The 18,283-nt window shown below is 45.1% G+C and carries 17 protein-coding genes and 4 pseudogenes; 6 read left to right on the top strand and 15 right to left on the bottom strand.

Annotated features, from left to right (window positions below; all coding sequences use genetic code 11):
- Nucleotides 1-20: 20 nt before the first annotated feature.
- Complete coding sequence (locus N39L_RS19115) at nucleotides 21-245, bottom strand: reverse transcriptase N-terminal domain-containing protein (protein WP_014275810.1); 225 nt, start codon at nucleotides 243-245, stop codon at nucleotides 21-23.
- A gap of 663 nt (nucleotides 246-908) precedes the next feature.
- Between N39L_RS19115 and N39L_RS19120 the strand changes: the two are divergent.
- The 3 genes and pseudogenes from N39L_RS19120 to N39L_RS19130 all read left to right on the top strand — a co-directional run.
- Nucleotides 909-1,256: pseudogene (locus tag N39L_RS19120) on the top strand (IS1 family transposase); the annotation flags it as partial.
- A gap of 1,802 nt (nucleotides 1,257-3,058) precedes the next feature.
- Nucleotides 3,059-3,220, top strand: coding sequence for a hypothetical protein (locus N39L_RS19125; protein ID WP_202070192.1), 162 nt, complete (start codon nucleotides 3,059-3,061; stop codon nucleotides 3,218-3,220).
- Nucleotides 3,221-3,770: 550 nt separating this feature from the next.
- Complete coding sequence (locus tag N39L_RS19130) at nucleotides 3,771-3,908, top strand: hypothetical protein (RefSeq protein WP_193408623.1); 138 nt, start codon at nucleotides 3,771-3,773, stop codon at nucleotides 3,906-3,908.
- Nucleotides 3,909-5,169: 1,261 nt separating this feature from the next.
- On the opposite strand, the gene N39L_RS19135 is transcribed toward N39L_RS19130, so the two are convergent.
- Nucleotides 5,170-6,046 (bottom strand): IS630 family transposase gene (locus N39L_RS19135; protein WP_434221601.1). Its coding sequence is split into 2 segments (ribosomal slippage): nucleotides 5,170-5,232 and nucleotides 5,234-6,046, totalling 876 coding nucleotides; the frame shifts between segments, so codons are not numbered across the junction.
- 74 nt (nucleotides 6,047-6,120) lie between these two features.
- Here N39L_RS19135 and N39L_RS19140 point away from each other — a divergent pair.
- A complete protein-coding gene (locus N39L_RS19140; RefSeq protein ID WP_071941193.1) occupies nucleotides 6,121-6,576 on the top strand; it encodes an HD domain-containing protein in 456 nt (151 codons plus the stop codon).
- An 85-nt stretch (nucleotides 6,577-6,661) separates the two neighbouring features.
- Here the strand turns inward: N39L_RS19140 and N39L_RS19145 are convergent.
- The 10 genes and pseudogenes from N39L_RS19145 to N39L_RS19185 form a co-directional block, all read right to left on the bottom strand.
- Nucleotides 6,662-6,787: pseudogene (locus tag N39L_RS19145) on the bottom strand (RuBisCO small subunit-like domain-containing protein); the annotation flags it as partial.
- A gap of 78 nt (nucleotides 6,788-6,865) precedes the next feature.
- Entirely contained in the window at nucleotides 6,866-7,504 is a 639-nt protein-coding gene (locus N39L_RS33355) for a group II intron maturase-specific domain-containing protein (RefSeq protein WP_491625040.1), read from the bottom strand.
- Nucleotides 7,505-7,726: 222 nt separating this feature from the next.
- Nucleotides 7,727-8,278, bottom strand: a complete 552-nt coding sequence (locus N39L_RS33360; protein WP_491625041.1) for a reverse transcriptase/maturase family protein — start codon at nucleotides 8,276-8,278, stop codon at nucleotides 7,727-7,729.
- A complete protein-coding gene (locus N39L_RS19155; RefSeq protein WP_062945840.1) occupies nucleotides 8,238-8,651 on the bottom strand; it encodes a reverse transcriptase N-terminal domain-containing protein in 414 nt (137 codons plus the stop codon). Before N39L_RS19155 ends, N39L_RS33360 begins: the two co-directional genes overlap by 41 nt.
- Nucleotides 8,652-8,906: 255 nt before the next feature.
- On the bottom strand, nucleotides 8,907-10,100 hold the full coding sequence (locus N39L_RS19160) for a group II intron reverse transcriptase (protein WP_014275006.1): 1,194 nt from the start codon (nucleotides 10,098-10,100) through the stop codon (nucleotides 8,907-8,909).
- Complete coding sequence (locus N39L_RS19165) at nucleotides 10,090-10,320, bottom strand: reverse transcriptase domain-containing protein (RefSeq protein WP_014275007.1); 231 nt, start codon at nucleotides 10,318-10,320, stop codon at nucleotides 10,090-10,092. The genes N39L_RS19160 and N39L_RS19165 overlap by 11 nt, the downstream gene beginning before the upstream one ends.
- Nucleotides 10,280-10,502, bottom strand: a pseudogene (locus tag N39L_RS19170) (HNH endonuclease). The gene N39L_RS19165 and the pseudogene N39L_RS19170 overlap by 41 nt, the downstream one beginning before the upstream one ends.
- 21 nt (nucleotides 10,503-10,523) lie before the next feature.
- The gene (locus N39L_RS19175) at nucleotides 10,524-10,748 is read right to left on the bottom strand and encodes a reverse transcriptase N-terminal domain-containing protein (RefSeq protein ID WP_014274427.1); all 225 of its coding nucleotides are present in this window, start codon (nucleotides 10,746-10,748) and stop codon (nucleotides 10,524-10,526) included.
- 1,526 nt (nucleotides 10,749-12,274) lie between these two features.
- Complete coding sequence (locus N39L_RS19180) at nucleotides 12,275-12,529, bottom strand: hypothetical protein (protein WP_035735762.1); 255 nt, start codon at nucleotides 12,527-12,529, stop codon at nucleotides 12,275-12,277.
- Nucleotides 12,530-12,878: 349 nt separating this feature from the next.
- A pseudogene (locus tag N39L_RS19185) lies at nucleotides 12,879-14,058 on the bottom strand (AAA family ATPase); the annotation flags it as partial.
- A gap of 416 nt (nucleotides 14,059-14,474) precedes the next feature.
- Between N39L_RS19185 and hemC the strand changes: the two are divergent.
- Together hemC and N39L_RS19195 are read left to right on the top strand one after the other, a co-directional pair.
- The gene (gene hemC, locus N39L_RS19190; protein WP_006616200.1) at nucleotides 14,475-15,443 is read left to right on the top strand and encodes a hydroxymethylbilane synthase; all 969 of its coding nucleotides are present in this window, start codon (nucleotides 14,475-14,477) and stop codon (nucleotides 15,441-15,443) included.
- 23 nt (nucleotides 15,444-15,466) lie between these two features.
- Nucleotides 15,467-16,153, top strand: a complete 687-nt coding sequence (locus N39L_RS19195; protein WP_062945841.1) for a glycoside hydrolase family 108 protein — start codon at nucleotides 15,467-15,469, stop codon at nucleotides 16,151-16,153.
- 36 nt (nucleotides 16,154-16,189) lie between these two features.
- Here N39L_RS19195 and N39L_RS19200 read toward each other — a convergent pair whose 3' ends face one another.
- From N39L_RS19200 to N39L_RS19210, 3 genes are all read right to left on the bottom strand, one after another.
- Nucleotides 16,190-16,372, bottom strand: coding sequence for a hypothetical protein (locus N39L_RS19200; RefSeq protein WP_199325058.1), 183 nt, complete (start codon nucleotides 16,370-16,372; stop codon nucleotides 16,190-16,192).
- 773 nt (nucleotides 16,373-17,145) lie between these two features.
- A complete protein-coding gene (locus tag N39L_RS19205) occupies nucleotides 17,146-17,595 on the bottom strand; it encodes an IS200/IS605 family accessory protein TnpB-related protein (protein WP_062945842.1) in 450 nt (149 codons plus the stop codon).
- Nucleotides 17,579-18,160 (bottom strand): transposase, encoded by a 582-nt coding sequence (locus N39L_RS19210; protein ID WP_006616016.1) that lies wholly within the window; start codon nucleotides 18,158-18,160, stop codon nucleotides 17,579-17,581. The genes N39L_RS19205 and N39L_RS19210 overlap by 17 nt, the downstream gene beginning before the upstream one ends.
- Between the last annotated feature and the right edge of the window lie 123 nt (nucleotides 18,161-18,283).

Genomic DNA, 18,283 nt, shown 5'->3' on the forward strand with positions numbered 1-18,283 from the left:
GCTGACCGTGGAACCCGCCCCTACAGTCGCACTGCTAGGAGCCGGGCATAATATGACTTCACCAATAGACGTTGCCATCTTCGTCCCTTAGCGTCTTGTCCCGATTTAGCTGCTTGAAATATACTCTTTTGGAGCTTGAATACTTTCCGTTGAACCTTAGTCCATGGGATTGTCTTCCATGCGTTGTTCGTAGTCTTGATTGGTTTTGGTTTTCCCAACCCTTTCTTTAAACTCGCTATCGCCATTTGTACACCTACTAAACTCTATTCCTTACAATCAAACCGTGACCTGTTAGCATATCCCTACTATTACAGCAGGGTGTTGGCTTTTGGTCACATCTCACATCCTCCGAGACTTGCGGTTACACTTATCCCTACTGATATTTCGACCAAATAATCAGAGTCTAGGAGGACTTAAAACGTTCCATTTATATGGGCATTCCATCTTGAGATTTGTCCTTTCCACCGGGGTACTTTTAAAGGTCTGTGTAGGTGATGAAAAGATTACCCTACTTTTCCCCTTACTCTTTTGAGCGCAGCGTATCAACCTGTTTCGCTGCTCAATAATGACGATGGTTCAAGCCGGACATTCGGTTTCCCTAATCATGGATGGTTGGCAGTGGTCGCATCTGGTAGTAGGTTCTACTTCACCCCTTCCGTTCCCCGCTTCAGTCCTGGGGTTATGATTCCCAAAACTGGGGGTGGCTGTCGCCGTTACTCTTTACTCCCTGATTTCTCAGTTGGTTCATGACCTTGAGTTCCCTGCCTTGTTTGGATTTTTCCAAACGTCGGGACATATAAACAGTTATGAGGATGGTCAGGAGAGATCTCCTTATATTCAACCAAGGGGTATAAATCCTCACCAGGCAGTTATTTCGGGCATTGCAGCCCTATTTGATGCCTGAACGTCTCGCACCTTTTACCACATTATGGCAAATGATTCAGGGCTGGGCTTGTTTTCTATATATTACGGACGGATACAAAGTTTATCCTTGCTTAATTGAGGATTGCAATCATCTAGTCAGCAAAACGGCTATGACAAGAGTAGAAGGAGAAAACTGCCGTCTGAGGCACTATTTAGCCAGGCTACATCGCAAAACTTTGTGTTATTCCAAGTCCACTGAGATGTTGTACAAATCAATTCGCTTACTTATCTATTATTTGAAGCATGGACAACTTCCTCCGTTCTCTTCATCATTCCTCACTGTGCAATACCCACAATCTAGTCCTAGCACCGGAAAATCATTCTGTCAATAGGATGATTACTCAGTCAATAAGCACAACTTAATCAATCTGTCAAATACCCATATCACCCCCCTAAACCCGACAAGTGATAGGGTAGTTCCCTTGTGATACCCGTCAATGGCAAGCCTATCGGTTCCTAACGTCACCATTGACTGCTATCACATCGGTCACTTCCCCAATAGTGCTTGTTCCGGTTATGGGGGGAGGGTATGATTCCAAGCCAACACGATAGCCGTAGGTGGGGGGTAACCCGCTAGGGAATCAACGTACAAAGATATCAGACCGCCTTTCAGTATCAACATAGGAAAGTATGGTGGCGATCGCCTATCCGGTTATCTATGGGTTCAATTCATAATCTCCGGTGAGGGGAAAGTATGGGCTATCATCCGGCTCCAACCCGATACCCCTAAACAACTTTTCAACTGGTGACAATTACCGGGATGGGAATCGATACCCACATAATTCTCAGCAAGTCTCCAATCTTTGATGGTAATCATCACGTCCAACAGTCACTACCAACATAATCGCCTTACCCAAAAATCTTAGTCGTAGGTTGTAGGTAAAGCTATCTGTTAGGGGTAAAGTAGTTCTGGTTAATATCTGGACATGATAGGGTAGGCATTCATATAAACCCGTTTACTGTCTAGTATTTACTAGACAGTAAATAGTGTGCGAGACGTTTAGGAATCAAATAAGGCTGCAATGCCTGAAATAACTTCCTAATGGGACTTTCACCCCTTGGTGGAATATAAGGGATTCACATTCCTGACCATCCCATAACTGTTTATATGTCCCGACGCTTGGAGAAATCTAAGCAAGGCAGGGGACTCAAGGTCATAAACAAACTGAGAAATCAGGGCGTTGAGAGTAACGGCGATAGCCACCCCCAGTTTTGGGAATCATAACCCCAGGATTGAAGCGGAGAACGGAAGGCGTGAAGTAGAACCTACTACCAGATGTGACCACTGCCAACCATCCATGACTAAGGAAATCTGAATGTTCCGGCTTGAACCATCGTCAATAGTAAGTAGCGAAATAGGTTGATACGCTGCACTCAAAAGAGTAAGGGGAAAAGTAAGGTATTGCTAAAAACACTTACACAGACCTTTAAAAGTACCCCGGTGGAAAGGACAAGTCTACAGATGGAATGCCCATATAAACGGAACGTTTAAACCCCTTTTAGGCTCTCGACAAGTACATCTTGTTGAGTAGTGAAAGTGTAATCGTATGCCTTTAAGGGGAAGGGATGTGACTGAAAGCCAAGGCCTAATTGTAATGGTTAGGATATGCCCACTAGTCACGGTGTAGATATAATTACTGCAATCAACAGGAGTTTAACGGCGAAAGCGAGTTTAAACACTACGATGTTGTATTTAGCTCCAAAAGTTGAAGTACAAAAGCAGGGGTTGGTAACCCTGTTCCCGTTGCCAAGGGGTATCTACATCAGGAGCCGTGTGATGCGAAAGTATCAAGCACGGTTTTGAATGGGAGTGGGGGAAGGCGACTTCCCTCTCGACCCCTACCTTCCTAACCGGAAATATTGTCTATTTATTTTGTATTTACTGTCTAGTATTTACTGTCTTGTGCTATATATACCGAAATATGTGCGAGACGTTTAGGAGTGAAATAGGGCTGCAATGCTCGAAATAACCTCCTAGAGGGGAATCAACTGATTCAACCCAGTTACCCCTTAACTGTTTATATGTTCCAACGCTCGGGCTTAAAACGAGCAAGGCAGGAAACTCAAGGTCAATCCCATTTTAAGAAATCGCAAAATTTACCGTCCAGGTGAACTTAGGAGGAGTAAAATCCACTTGGGGCGATTATGGGAAAGAGTAAAGGCGATAGCCACCCCCAGTTTTGGGAATCACAAACCCAGGATTGAAGCGGGGAACGGAAGGCGTGAAGTAGAACCTACTACCAGATGCGACCACTGCCAACCATCCATGATTAGGGAAACCGAATGTTCGGCTTGAACCATCGTTATAAATAAGCAGCGAAATAGGTTTGATACGCTGCGCCCAAAAGGGTAAGGGGAAAAGTAGGAGTTTGTATTTACTACCTACACAGACCTTTTTAAGTACCCCGGTGGATAGAACAAATCTAAAGATGGAATGCCCATATAAACGGAACGTTTAAACCCCTGTTAGGCTCTCAGTAGTGTTGTGTCTATTGAGTAGTGAAAAGTGTAAGCGTATGCCTATAAGGGGAAAGGATGTGACTGAAAGCCAATGCCTAACTGTAATGGTTGGGATATGCCCACTAGTCACGGTGTGGATATAGAGACTGCGATAAGTAGGAGTGTTATGACGAAAGCGAGAGTAATGGAGAAATCCATGAGACTACGTGTTGTATATAGCTCCCAAAGTTGAAGTCACAAAGCAGGGGGTTGTAACCCTGTTCCTATTGACAATAGGGTGTCCACATCAGGAGCCGTGTGATGTGAAAGTATCAAGCACGGTTTGGAATTGGAGTTGGGGAAGGCGACTTCCCTTTCGACCATAACATAGTGTTCTAGGTGATGGTATGAATACCCTACTTTTCCCCTTGCTCGTTTTAGCGCAGCGTTTCAACCTATTTCGCTACCTAATGCTGACGATGGTTCAAGCCGGACATTCGGTTTCCCTAATCATGGATGGTTGGCAGTGGTCGAATGAGAGATAGGTTTCTCTATTACGCCTTCCGTTCCCCGCTTCAACCCTGGGGTGTGAATCCCAAAATTGGGGGTGGCTATTGCCGTTACTCTCAACTTTACGTTATACTCGAAGGGTCAGTTATGATCGAAAGGGAAGTCACCTTCCCCAACTCCAATTCCAAACCGTACTTGAGACTTTCACCTCATACGGCTCCTGATGTAGATACCCTATTGTCAGTAGGAACAGGGCTACAACCCCCTGTTTTATGACTTCAACTTTCAAAGCTATATGCTTGCGTTAGTCTTTAAACTCGCTTTCGCCATTAAACTCCTACTTATCGCGGTCTCTATATCCACACCGTGACTAGTGGGCATATCCTAACCATTATAGTTAGGCATTGGCTTTCAGTCACATCCCTTCCCCTTAAAGGCATACGCTTACACTTTTTACTACTCCACAGGTACATCCTGCCACTTGAGAGCCAATTAGGGGTTTAAACGTTCCATCTATGCGGGCGTTCCATCTTTAGATTTGTCCTATCCACCGGGGTACTTTAAAGGTCTGTGTACAACTTTCGTTGCTTTTGGGTGGTGAGCCAATACCCCCACTTTTCCCCTTGTCTTTTTAAGCGCAGCGTGTCAACCTATTTCGCTGCCGAATGATTGCGATGGTTCATGCCGGACATTCGGTTTCCCTAATCATGGATGGTTGGCAGTGGTCGAGTGAGAGGTAGGTTCCTCTATTACGCCTTCCGTTCCCCGCTTCAATCTTAGGGGTGTGAATCCTAAAATTGGGGGTGGCTACCGCCGTTACTCTCAACCTTACGTTATACTCAAGGGGGTCACGACTTCCCCTCTTTCTTTCGCTTAGTCTTGGCCTTGAGTCTCTTTGCCTCATCTGGTTGTCGGGTCACGACTCCGAGACCAGATTTGGGAACACATAGATAGTTATGGGATGGTCAGGGATGTGAATCCCTTTTATTCCACCAAGGGGTGGAAGTCCCACTAGGGGGTTGTTTCAGGCATCTAAGCCCTATTTCACTCCTAAACGTTTCGCACTAACTCCTTCTTTCTAACGCTCAGTCTTGACCTTGAGTCTCTCTGCCTTATCTGGTTGTCGAAGCCAGATGTCGAGACACATAGATAGTTATGGGATGGTCAGGAACTTTGCACCTTCCTTATATCCAACCAAGGGGTTGGAGTCCCACTAGGATGTTATTTCAGGCATTGCAGCCCTATTTGATCTCCTAAACGTTTCGCACCATACTACTATAGCCTTAGTCAAGGTGGTTAGGACGCAGCTTGGAGAACGGAATCCATGGCATCATGGAGAGAATCAAACTGCTCACGTGCAGTGGCGAATACGGGCTTTCAACCACGACCAATATTTCTCTATCTTGTTGAGGTCTGGCGAATAAGGCGGAAGATAGAGTAAACGGCATTGAGCTGCCTCCACCAGTTCAGCCTGCCGCCCCCCTTTATGAAACGTTGCATTGTCCAATACTAGAGTCTGACCTGGCTTCAATGTTGGAATTAAGATGAACTCCAACCACAACTCAAACACTGTCCGATTACAACAACCCTCAAAGCGATCGGGGGCTAAGAGTTGTTGATGACACCATGCGGCTATATAGCTCACCCTGCCCTGCCTCTTCCCTGATTTGAGGGCATCGAAGCGTTGTCCTTCCTGGCAGTAACCATAAGGATAATCCGAGTCTTGACTATTCATGCCAGCTTCATCGAGGTAAACCAACCCTTCCGGCTCCATATGTTCAATCTGAGCAATAAACTCCTCTCGCTGTTGCTGATCACGTTCTTGGTAGCCGTAAGTTTTTTTTCTGGTGAAGCCAATTTTCTTCAAGGCTCTGGATATGGTGCGAGGAGAGATGTCGTCATCCCAAAGTTGAGCCATTTGAGCGGAGGTTTTGTGGCCATGCTCTTGGGCAAAAGCCTTGAATTTATGCCAGTCGGTAATTTTGTGGTTATTGCCAGGTCGGTGATTAGGTTTAGGGAGGAAGTCTCCGGTCTGTGCTTTTCTTGGCAGCCAGAGATTAATGGTGTTCCGGCTGACATGGAAAACTTGACTGGCTTCTGTTTTGGGCATACCGTCTAGTTCAATTGCATCAATAACTTTTTGTCTGAGGTCGTAACTATAGGGGGCTGGCATTTTTGGTCTTCTTAGTCATCTCGTCCTATCCATTATACGTCCTAACTTTCCTGTCTGGTGCTATACATACTACTATGACCAGTGAGGATATAGGCCAAGCCGAAGCCGAGTTAATTACCCTCAAATATAGCCGAGTTGAGATCCGGGGAGTTCTGGTTTTGCTGCGAACCTTTCAGCAATTACAACCCACCCCCATAGCCGATCTATCCATACGCCAACAATATTTTCTATTTGCTAATGTGGGGGAATTTTTCCCCGCCTTAGTAGTCCTGTCCATAGCCGCCGGAGCATCCCTACAGGAGTTTACTACCCTAATTAACCATTATCTGAATCCCGATGATGCGATCGCTCACCCCCAACCCGTCATTAGCGGGAAACTCTTAATGGCAAAATTGGGACTCTCTCCCAGTCCCTTATTAGGGGATCTACTCCAAGAGATACAAATTGCTAAGGCTGAGGGTCAAATATCCACCCGTGAAGATGCCATAGCGATCGCATCCCAGAAAATGCTTGAATTGAACCTACCCTAACTAGGGGTTGTAGCTGTTATTGTGGCTTCTAAGGCTTTAATTAGGGGTGTGTCCCGGCGGACATTTCACCCCTACTTTTATGATTTTAGGGACGCTGAATGATGGTTTCCACCACACGCCGCCGCTGTTTGGGGTCAATGCCTAACAGTCGCACATAGTCCTTTGGGTGTTGACTTAGGCAATTTTCCACAGAAGCGATCGCCTCTGGGATAATTAGGGGTCGAGAATGGAGTCGCCTCCATTCCCTCCCATTCAAAACCGTGCTTGAGACTTTCACCTCACACGGCTCCTAGTCTGATTGTTCCATTGTTAGGGACACAGCTTTGGCATTGTCAAGTGCCGTCTTATCATCGCGGGTGTGGCGATGTAATAGTTGAAGGTTTTTGTATTCATCCTTTCCGCCTAGACTTCGAGGTATAATGTGGTCTACTTCTACTAAATCTGATGGTGCGAAATACTGTCCACACCATGTACATCTACCTTTTTGCTTTTTGAGTAGTTTGGTTACCCTAATTGGCGTTCCAATTGCTTGTCCTTTCCTGGTTGCCCAGTAAATCCAATTTCCGTCGTATGGTGTTGCGTCAGGGCGTATTAGGGTATGTCTGACAATCGGAGTCCAGTTGTGTTTATATAGATGTAACCTATCTTTGGTTTGGAACATCCAAGTTTCTTGTCTTTCTTTCCCATTACTGAGTTTCACCGTCCCCGGTTTAAAGTATTTGCTCAGTTTTTCGTGATTTGCCTTTCCGCATCTTGATACTGTCCACGCCCGTAACATTAGCCAGACTATGTTGTCTAGCTTAACAAAGGTCTCTTTTGAGACTACCGCTGAATAATAGTTTGACCATCCCCGAATGATTGGGTTTAGTTTGCTAATCAGGGCTGATTGAGGTGCAGTTTTGTGTTTTTTAACTTCACCTTTTATCACTTCTATGTGGGCTTTAACTGCTTTGTTGCTGGGTTTGATGTGGGTTTGATGTCAGATTAATCGGCTTGCTGCCCCGCCTGTTTTCCCAGATTTATATTTTCCTACCGGATGTTGCCTGATATTGAATCCTAGAAAGTCGAACCCTGGTTCCTCTGTTTTACCATCATACTCAATAGATTTGAGCGTGTGGCAGATTCGAGTCTTTTCAGGTTTTATTTCTAATCATACAGGTTTTAACCATTCAGAAATAGCAGTTTTGCACTGTTCAATGATTCCTAGGTCTTTTGAGATGACCACAAAATCATCAGCGTATCTTATCAGGTTAACCTGTGTGGTCGTCCCTTTATTAGGATACATTTCTTTAACTAGCCTTTCCATTCCCAACAGTGCGATGTTGGCTAGTAATGGACTTATTACCCCTCCTTGTGGTGTCCCTGCTTCTGTATCCTCGAATACACCGTTATCTAGCACGCCTGCTTTGAGCCATTGTTTCAAGTCTCTTTTCAGGCTGCTTGGACAATGAATTTTGGACAGTAGGTAATCATGGTTTATTCGGTCAAAGCATTTCGCTATGTCCGCATCTAGCACGAAATATTCACCTTTGTTAATACTCTGGTAAATCCTGGCTATTGCATCTTGGGCTGACCTGCCTGGTCTGAACCCATAGCTAGTGCCTTCAAATCTTGATTCCCATTCGGGTTCAAGTGCCGACTTCACCAATGCTTGCCTTGCTCTATCTTGGATTGTAGGAATGCCTATTCCAGCTTTTTTCATCCCTTCCAGGTTTTGGTATCCATACTCTCCTAAGTGCTTTTGCTTTGAGGTTTCCCTTAATGTTCTCAACAAGTTCAAACCTTTGCCTTGAAGAGATTGCTCTCATTCGATCGACTCCAGCCATTTTCTTGCCTTGATTATCTTGGGTCACTCGCCGCACTGCTAAGAGTCGGGCATAATATGACTTCACCAATAGACGTTGCCACCTTCGTGCCTTCGCGTCCTGTCCCGATTTAGCTGCTTGAAATATACTCTTTTGGAGCTTAAAAACTTTCCGTTGAACCTTAGTCCATGGGATTGCCTTCCATGCGTTGTTCGTAGTCTTGATTAGTTTTGGTTTCCCAAGCCCTTTCTTTGAACTCGCTATCGCCATCTGTACAGCTATTAGGCTCTATTTCTTTACAATCAAACCGTGACCCGTTAGCATATCCCTACCATTACAGTCGGGCGTTGGCTTCTGGTCACATCTCACCCCCTAGTGGGCTTGCGCTTACACTTTCACTACTGACTTTCTCGACCAGATTGTCAGAGCCCAAAAGGGGTTAATTAGGGGTCGAGATAAACCTCACGGTCTACCCCTCCCATTCAGCAGCAGAACCGTACATGAGACTTTCACCTCATACGGCTCCTAGTTTGACCGTCTCTTTGTTAAGAGTACAGCAACATCTCTTTCATCAAGAGCTGTTTTATCATCGTGACAATGGCGATGTAATAATTGAAGATTCTTGTATTCATCCTTTCCGCCTTGGCTTCTAGGTACAATGTGGTCTACTTCAATTAAATCTGATGGGGTAAAGAATTGCCCGCACCAGGTACATCTACCTTTTGGTTTTTTGAGTAGTTTTGCTACCCTAATTGGCGTGTCGATTGCTTGTCCTTTCCTGGTGGCCCAGTAAGTCCAATTTCCGTCATAAAGTGTTGCGTCGGGGCGTATTAGGGTGTGTCTGACAATTGGGGTCCAGATGTGTTTGAATAGATGTATCCCATCTTTGGTTTGGAATAGCCAATTTTCGTGTCTTTCTTTCCCATTGCTAAGTTTAATTGTTCCATGTCTGAAATAATTACTTAGCTTTTTGTAACTTGCCTTTCCGCATCTTGATATTGTCCATGCCCTTAACATTTGCCAGATTGTATTATCTAGCTTATTGAAGGTCTCTGTTGAGACTACTGCTGAGTAATAGTTTGCCCATCCTCTTATAATTGGGTTTAGTCTACTTATCAGGGCTGATTGAGGTGCTGTCTTATATCGTTTAATTACACCTTTTATCACTTCTGTGTGGGCAACAACTGCTTTTTGGCTGGGTTTTATGTGGGTTTTATGTCCGATTAATCGACTCTTATATCCCCCTGTTTTTCCAGACTTGTATTTTCCTACTGGGTATTGCCTGATATTGAATCCGAGAAAATCAAACCCAGGTTCTTCTGTTTTGCCATTATACTCAATAGGTTTGAGTGTGTGACCAATTCGAGTCTTTTCGGGTTTAATCTCTAATCCTACCGGTTTTAACCATTTGGTGATAGCAGTTTGGCACTGTTCAATGATTCCTAGGTCTTTGGAGATGACCACAAAATCATCGGCATATCTTATAAGGTTCACCTGAGTGGCTGTGCCTTTATTTGGATACATTCCTTTAACTAGCCTTTCTACTCCCAACAGTGCGATGTTGGCGAGTATTGGACTTATTACCCCTCCCTGGGGTGTCCCTGCTTCTGTATCCTCAAATACACCGTTATCTAGCACGCCTGCTTTGAGCCATTGTTTCAGGTCTCTTTTTAGGCAGCTTGGACAATGAATTTTGGACAGTAGATAATCATGGTTCACGGTAAGAGCATTTCGCTATATCTGCATCAAGTACATAGTATTGTCCTTGATTTATGGCAGTGTAAATTCTACCAATTGCGTCCTGGGCTGACCGTCCGGGACGGAACCCATAGCTAGTGCCCTCAAATCTTGACTCCCATTCGGGCTCAAGTGCCGACTTAACCAAGGCTTGCCTTGCTCTATCTTGGATTGTGGGAATTCCTATTCCAGCTTTTTTCATCCCTACCAGGTTTTGGAATCCACACCCTTCGCAGTGGTTTTGCTTTGAGGTTTCCTTTGATTTTCTCGGTCATTTCTAGCCTTTGTTTAGGGGATATTGCTATCACACCATCTACTCCAACCGTCTTTTTGCCTTGACCCGCTTGGGGGGGCGGGTTTATTAAGCTGACTGTTGGGAAGCATGGCTGACCGTGGAACCCGCCCCTACAGTCGCACTGCTAAGAGTCGGGCATAATATGATTTCACCAATAGACGTTGCCACCTTCTTACCTTTGCGTCCTGTCCCGATTTAGCTGCTTGAAATATACTCTTTTGGAGCTTGAAAACTTTCCGTTGAACCTTAGTCCACGGGATGGTCTTCCATGCGTTGTTCGTAGTCTTGATTGGTTTTGATTTCCCAAATCCTTTCTTTAAACTCGCTATCGCCATTTGTACACCTACTTGACTCTATTTCTTTACAATCAAACCGTGACCCGTTAGCATATCCCTACCATTACAGTCTGGCGTTGGCTTCTGGTCACATCTCACCCCCTAATAGGCTTACGCTTACACTTTCACTACTGACTTTCTCGACCAGATTATCAGAGCCCAAGAGGGGTTAAAACGTTCCGTTTATATGGGCATTCCATCTTTAGATTTGTCCTTTCCACCGGGGTACTTTTAAAGGTCTGTGTAGTTATGACATTGAAGTTCCTACTTTTCCCCTTGCTCTTTTGAGCGCAGCGTATCAACCTGTTTCGCTGCCCAATCATTACGATGGTTCAAGCCGGACATTCGGTTTCCCTAATCATGGATGGTTGGCAGTGGTCTCGATTCTGGTGTTGGGTTACACCTTGGAGCCTTCCGTTCCCCGCTTCAATCCTGGGGTTGTGATTCCCAAAACTGGGGGTGGCTATCGCCGTTACCCTGACTCTCTAACTTCTACTTATCTATTTGTAGAATTTGTATAAGTAATTTGTATGAGTTAGTTGGTTTTGACCTTGGGTTCCCTGCCTTGATTTGTATCGTGGGATACTAATCGTTGGGACATATAAACAGTTATGAGGATGGTCAGGAGAGATCTCCTTATATTCAACCAAGGGGTTTAAGTCCCCACCAGGCGGTTATTTCAGGTATTTCAACCTTATTTTATGCCTGAACGTCTCGCACCAACGTTCCGATTATATGGGCATTCCATCGTTAGATTTGTCCTATCGACCGGGGTACTTCTAAAGGTCTGTGTGGGTAGAATGCAGAATCCCCCACTTTTCCCCTTGCCCTTTTGGGCGCAGCGTGTCAACCTATTTCGCTGCTCGTGCTTTACGATGGTTCAAGCCAGACATTCGGTTTCCCTAATCATGGATGGTTGGCAGTGGTCGGATTTTTGGGAATAGGTTTCCCTCACGCCTTCCGTTCCCCGCTTCTATCCTGGAGTTATGATTTCCAAAACTGGGGGTGGCTGTTATGGTCGAAAGGGAAGTCACCTTCCCCGACTCCACTTCAAAACCGTACTTGAGACTTTCATCTCATACGGCTCCTGATGTGAATACCCCTTTGTCAGTGGGAACAGGGCTACAACCCCCTGCTTTATGACCTCAACTTTCGGAGCTATATACACACGTAGTCATTAACTCGTTTTCGTCATAACACTCTTAGTTGTTGTGGTCTCTATATCCACACCGTGACTAGTGGGCATATCCTAACCATTACAGTTAGGCATTAGCTTTCAGTCACATCCTTTTCCCTTAAAGGCATACGCTTACACTTTTCGCTACTCCACAAGTACATCCTGCCACTTGAGAGCCAATGAGGGGTTTAAACGTTCCATCTATGCGGGCATTCCATCTTTAGATTCGTCCTATCCACCGGGGTACTTTAAAGGTCTGTGAAGGTGGTGGTAATATACCCCTTCTTTTCCCCGTGCTCTTTTGAGCGCAGCGTATCAACCTATTTCGCTACTAGAGTATTACGATGGTTCAAGCCGGACATTCGGTTTCCCTAATCATGGATGGTTGGCAGTGGTCGCCTCTGGTAGTAGGTTCTACTTCACGCCTTCCGTTCCCCGCTTCAATCCTGGGGTTATGATTCCCAAAACTGGGGGTGGCTATCGCCGTTACTCTCAACCTTACGTTATACTCAAGGGGTTCACAACTCCCCTCTTTTTTTCGCTCAGTCTTGACCTTGAGTCTCTCTGCCTTATCTGGTTGTCGAAGCCAGATGTTGAGACACATAGATAGTTATGGGATGGTCAGGGGTGCGAATCCCTTATATTCCACCAAGGGGTGGAAGTCCCACTAGGAGGTTATTTAAGGCATTGCAGCCCTATTTCACTCCTAAACGTCTCGCACATCGCCGTTACTCTTAACGCAATTGTTAAGGAATCGTTAAGATTTCCGGTTTTGCGTTTTGACCTTGAGTTCCCTGCCTTGTTTTGTATATTTCTATACCAAACGTTGGGACATATAAACAGTTATGAGGATGGTCAGGAATGTGTTCCTTATATTCAGCCGAGGGGCTAAAGTCCCCACCAGGCGGTTATTTCGGGTATTGCAACCCTATTTCATGCCTGAACGTTTCGCACCCGCCATCAATGATAGCACAACTTTTCCAGGAACCCGTCTTAAAGTGACGCTGATCAGCATATTCCAAACCAATTTGATAACCCCCTGACCGGATTTTTTGCACCTGTTCCAAAACATCTAAACTCAGTTTACTGCTGACAGTTTTACCCTCAATAAAAGTAGTTGAACTGCTACTATCTCCCTGCCAATTAGATAGTCCTAAATCATCAAAAGCATGGGGAGGGATGACCGGGTTATAGGGAAGGTGTGGTTGATTAATCGGTTGAGGATGGCGGTTAATTGGCTGAGAATTAACCGTGCGGAATTGGTTATATTCTTCCACCAAGCGTAGTTTCTGGATTTGCTGCTGTTCTTTTACCATAGCACGCCCAGACTCGATCAGGTGTTGAAGACTAAAATCAGGCTGAGGAAGTTCGGGGGGTTTTTTCCACACTATCAACTAGGCGGCGCGAGATTTTATCTAAGCCTTGATGATAGATAAACTCGCGGATTTGTTCGTCATAAATACGCGATCGCATAGCACTAAAGAAATCAATCGCCTGTCCGGTAAACTCATCAACCAATTTGATAATCTGACTATCCGAGAGTGAATCATCAGCAAAAATTCCCCGCACAATAGCAATGCGATCCTCCCGGCTAGATTCCCCATAAAACTTATCCATCCGACCATCGCGAATTAAAGGGGCGTAGAGGGTAGAGAAATCATTTCCCGTTATAATAATCGGAATCCGATGTAATGGGGTTTCATCATAACTTCCGGGTAATTGCACATTAGTAGGATTATCGGCAATATTCATTAGTGTAGCATTAACTAATTGAGTGTTAACCGTGTATTTAGTTCCTGAGTCAAACCTGCCAGCCCCGGCATCAAAATCATTAATAAAAATGGCGCACATTTGACCTTTTACCCGCACCTGTTCGGCCGCTTCCCGATACCGTAGCCGTAGCAGTCGGGAGGGGTCTCCGGCATCAGGACTTTCTAATTCTCCCCCAGAAATCATCACGGGTTCAATTCCCATGGTCTTAAAGACAAGTTCACATTGGAAGGTTTTGCCTTCTCCGTTGCGTCCGTGTATTCCTAAAATTAGGGGAACTTTTATCCGGGGAATATCTAAAAAGTTTTTGGTAATATGGACGGAAACCTTATCAAGAAATCGAGGTGAAATGTAGTAAGACATAAATCTATTTTTGTGATAGTTATTAACCCAATTTTAGCGGGTTGGGTGCATCATAATCTCTCGCGAAAGGGCGGGTTGATTAATCTTCTGGCTCGTGGGGTCGGAACTAGCGCAGGGCTGCGATTCATATTATCGCCCTCTCCGACTCCCCCAGCCCTCTAGGTAGGGGGAACCATGATTGTCCCATTACCATTGTGATTGTGTCCCCGATGGGGTAGGCTAGATCGAGTGCAACTAACCGAACTAATATTTATTTTAGAGAGCGATCGCACAATTGATGTCAGCCACTAAGTCTAACCAGCCGGGACAAGACTGGCTAAGTTAACATTCCCCCAAAAGGGCGCTGTGGAGAGGACCATCAATTTCAACATTAAACCGTTCTAATCAGGACGGGGTTTCAGAGTCAAGGAGTTTCGATGACAACATCTGTATCTGCCCAAACCCGTACCATTCGCATTGCTTCACGCAAAAGCCAACTCGCCCTAGTTCAAACTTACTGGGTTCAGGAAGAACTACAAAAGCGCTTTCCTGATATCAAGTTTGAAGTTCATACCATGTCCACCCAGGGGGATAAAATCCTAGATGTAGCCCTAGCCAAAATTGGGGATAAGGGACTGTTCACCAAGGAACTAGAAGTGGGGATGCTTAACCATGATACTGATATGGCGGTGCATTCCCTCAAAGATTTACCAACAAACCTCCCAGAAGGTCTAATGCTGGGCTGTGTGACTGAACGGGAAGACCCCGCAGATGCTTTGGTAGTCCACGAAAACCATCGCGACAAACAACTAGACACTCTGCCACCCGGTGCGGTGGTCGGTACGTCTTCCCTGCGTCGTCTGGCACAACTACGCCACAATTTCCCGCATTTGGAATTTAAGGATATTCGCGGGAACCTGAACACGCGCCTGCAAAAATTGGATGAGGGTCAGTATGATGCGATAATTTTAGCAGTGGCTGGACTGAAACGGTTGGGAATGGCCGATCGCATTCATCAAGTGATTCCGGCTGAAATATCTCTGCACGCGGTGGGACAGGGGGCTCTGGGTATTGAATGCCGAGAGGGAGATACGGAAATTTTAGAGGTGGTGAAAGCCTTGGAACATACGGCGACAGCCCAAAGGTGTCACAGTGAACGGGCATTTTTGCGGGAATTAGAAGGGGGTTGTCAGGTTCCTATTGGTGTTAATACTATGGTGGAAGGCGATCGTCTAACTTTAACGGGAATGGTGGCTAGTTTGGACGGAAAACGCCTAATTAAAGATACAGTGACCGGACAGGCTAGTGACGCGGAACAGTTGGGGATTGAATTAGCTAACCAACTGAAACAACAGGGGGCTGAGGAAATCTTAGCGGAAATTTTTGCCGAAGTTCAGCGCAGTTAAACTTCACGCATGGGTGAGTAATTATGACAGCATCTGATGATAATTTTCAAATTGCCCTTAAATTTACCCTGAAATGGGAGGGCGGCGTTGGACACCCGGAAGACCTGGGAGGTGTGGTTAATTATGGCATCACCCAGGCGACCTACGACACCTATTTAAAAAATAAGGGTCAGGGGTCGAAATCGGTTCGGCAAATTACTCAGCCAGAGGTGGAGGAGGTCTATTATACGATGTACTGGATACCGTCAAAGGCGGATTTGATGGTGTTACCTTTGGCGGTGGTTCAGTTTGATACGGCGGTTAATTTTAGTGTGCGCGCCAGTATTGAGTTTTTACAAGAAACTCTGGGAGGGTTGACTGTAGATGGTCGCTTTGGACCGAAAAGCCAAGGGGTGCTTGAACAAAATAATAACCTGGAAACTGCCCAAAGATACTGTCAGGCTCGCATTGACTACCGCTACCAACGGGTTCAGGCTAACCCTAGCCAACAGATATTTTTGGAGGGTTGGCTAAGACGCGATCGCGATTTATTGGGTTATGTTACTCAATTAGGCGGCGGTCAGGCTCCGGTTATTGATCCGCCCAAACCACCGAACACACCGAAACCACCGAACACGGAAACCTCGAAAGATTCGGAAATTTTGGATAAACTCCAACAGGCGATCGCCCTTTTGCAAGAGGTAGCACAAAGCCTTAAACAAAAGGATTGACCTTTGACACTCCTCGCGCTAAAGCGACGAGGATTCTTAAATAGTCCAAATACGAACTCTTAATGGCGTAGTCAATGCGCCTCTACTGACTCCATTGAGATTTAATCCCAATGTGGCCGATACTTTACGAATGATGTTAGCTGCTGCATTACAATCAGCATTGATATATTGATTGAATGGTGCGAGACGTTGAGGAGACCAAATAAGACTGCAATGCATGAAATAACCTCCTCGATGGGCCTCAACCACCCCTTAACTGTTTATATGTCCCAACGCTTAGACGTTATGAATCTAAGTAAGGCACGGGAACTCAAGGTCAATCCCATTTTAAGAAATCGCAATTCACCGTCCAGGTATACCTAGGAGGAGTACTAAAACCACTTGGGGCGATTATGGGAAAGAGTAACGGCGATAGCCACCCCCAGTTTTGGGAATCACAACCCCAGGATTGAAGCGGGGAACGGAAGGCGTGAAGTAGAACCTACTACCAGACCGACCACTGCCAACCATCCATGACTAAGGAAATCTGAATGTTCCGACTTGAACCATCGTATCAATAAGCAGCGAAATAGGTTTACACGCTGCGCCCAAAAGGGTAAGGAGAAAAGTAGGGTAATCATACCAACACCTACACAGACCTTTAAAAGTACCCCGGTGGAGAGGACAAGTCTAAAGATGGAATGCCCGTATAAACGGAACGTTTAAACTCCTCTAAACTCCTCATTGGCTCTCGGCAAGTATACCAATATTTGTTGAGTAGCGAAAAGTGTAAGTGTATGCCTTTGAGGGGAAAGGATGTGACTGAAAGCTAATGCCTAACTGTAATGGTTGGGATATGCCCACTAGTCACGGTGTGGATATAGAGACTGCGGTAAGTAAGAGTCCTACGGCGAAGGCGAGTTTAAAGACTACGCAAGTCATATAGCTCTGAAAGTTGAAGTCATAAAGCAGAGAGTTGTTACTCTGTTCCTACTGACAATAGGGTATCTACATCAGGATCCGTGTGATGGGAAACTATCAAGCACGGTTTGGAAGTGGAGTTGGAGAAGGTGACTTCTCTTTCGACCATAACCAGTGCGGTATAAACCTCGTTTTACTCGTTGTCCTGACGGCTTCCAATTGTCGGGTTTTTCACCGAATTCAGGAAGAAAATCATGCTCAAGAAAACTAGCTTTTGAGGTATAAGATTCCTCGGTTTCTATAAACTCAATTCCATAATGAGAACAAAGCTCTTGGATTCGAGACTTCAATCGTGCGGTGGGAATCTGAATAAAGTTATGATTCCCTTTACTTCCAAGGGTAGCACCATTTTTTTGTCCTTTATTCCAACCAAAAACAAGACGACCGATACTGTTTTTGAGGCAATGGTTAATAACTACTATGGCAGCTTTATTGATAGCATCCCTAACCTGACGATTCCGTTTTTCAGTGGGATAAAGCATTACTCCAAAAACCTTGAGGTTTACCATTTTTATGATAAGCAACTTGCTTGTTGTACCACTGGTTAAAGGATTTCAAATGCTTGCCATCAACAATGAAACTGGTTCCTACGTTACTCACACAAGTTAACCAATTATCAATTCCATGATCTATTCCTAACACCTGGTTTTTATCAAGTTTAATATTTTCAGCCTGAACTTGATAAATAAACTCGGCATAAAAACATTTATTCCGAGGAAGAATACGAACTTCTTTGATTGAATCCCAGTTGAGGTTAGATGGCATGGGTAATAAAAATGAATCAATCCCAAACCATGCTTTAACCTGATTTCCTAGCGGAATTCTAATTCCCCCCGGGGTTAACTTCAACCATCGAACCGGATAGGAAACTGTAAATAGCCCGGGCTTCCTGTATTTAGGAGGACGGGGCTTTTCTTCTAACTTTCCACCTCGCCACAATTTGAGAAGTTCTTTATAAGAACTCATGGCTTCTACTACTGAATTGCAAGTTGGTTGAGCAGAAGAAACATACATGGCCTTAAAATGCTGGTTGGCACTTTTAGACATCTCAGAACAAACGGCTCCCCTATTAACAAAAACGTGCTTTTTGAAAAGCATTTGCCTAGCGTAATAAAGAGCGCAATTGTAGATCTTGTTAGATTCTGAACAAAGATACTCGATAATCGCCTC

Origin of the sequence: Limnospira platensis NIES-39 (genome assembly GCF_026000695.1) — a bacterium.
In the GTDB taxonomy this organism is placed as follows: domain Bacteria; phylum Cyanobacteriota; class Cyanobacteriia; order Cyanobacteriales; family Microcoleaceae; genus Limnospira; species Limnospira platensis.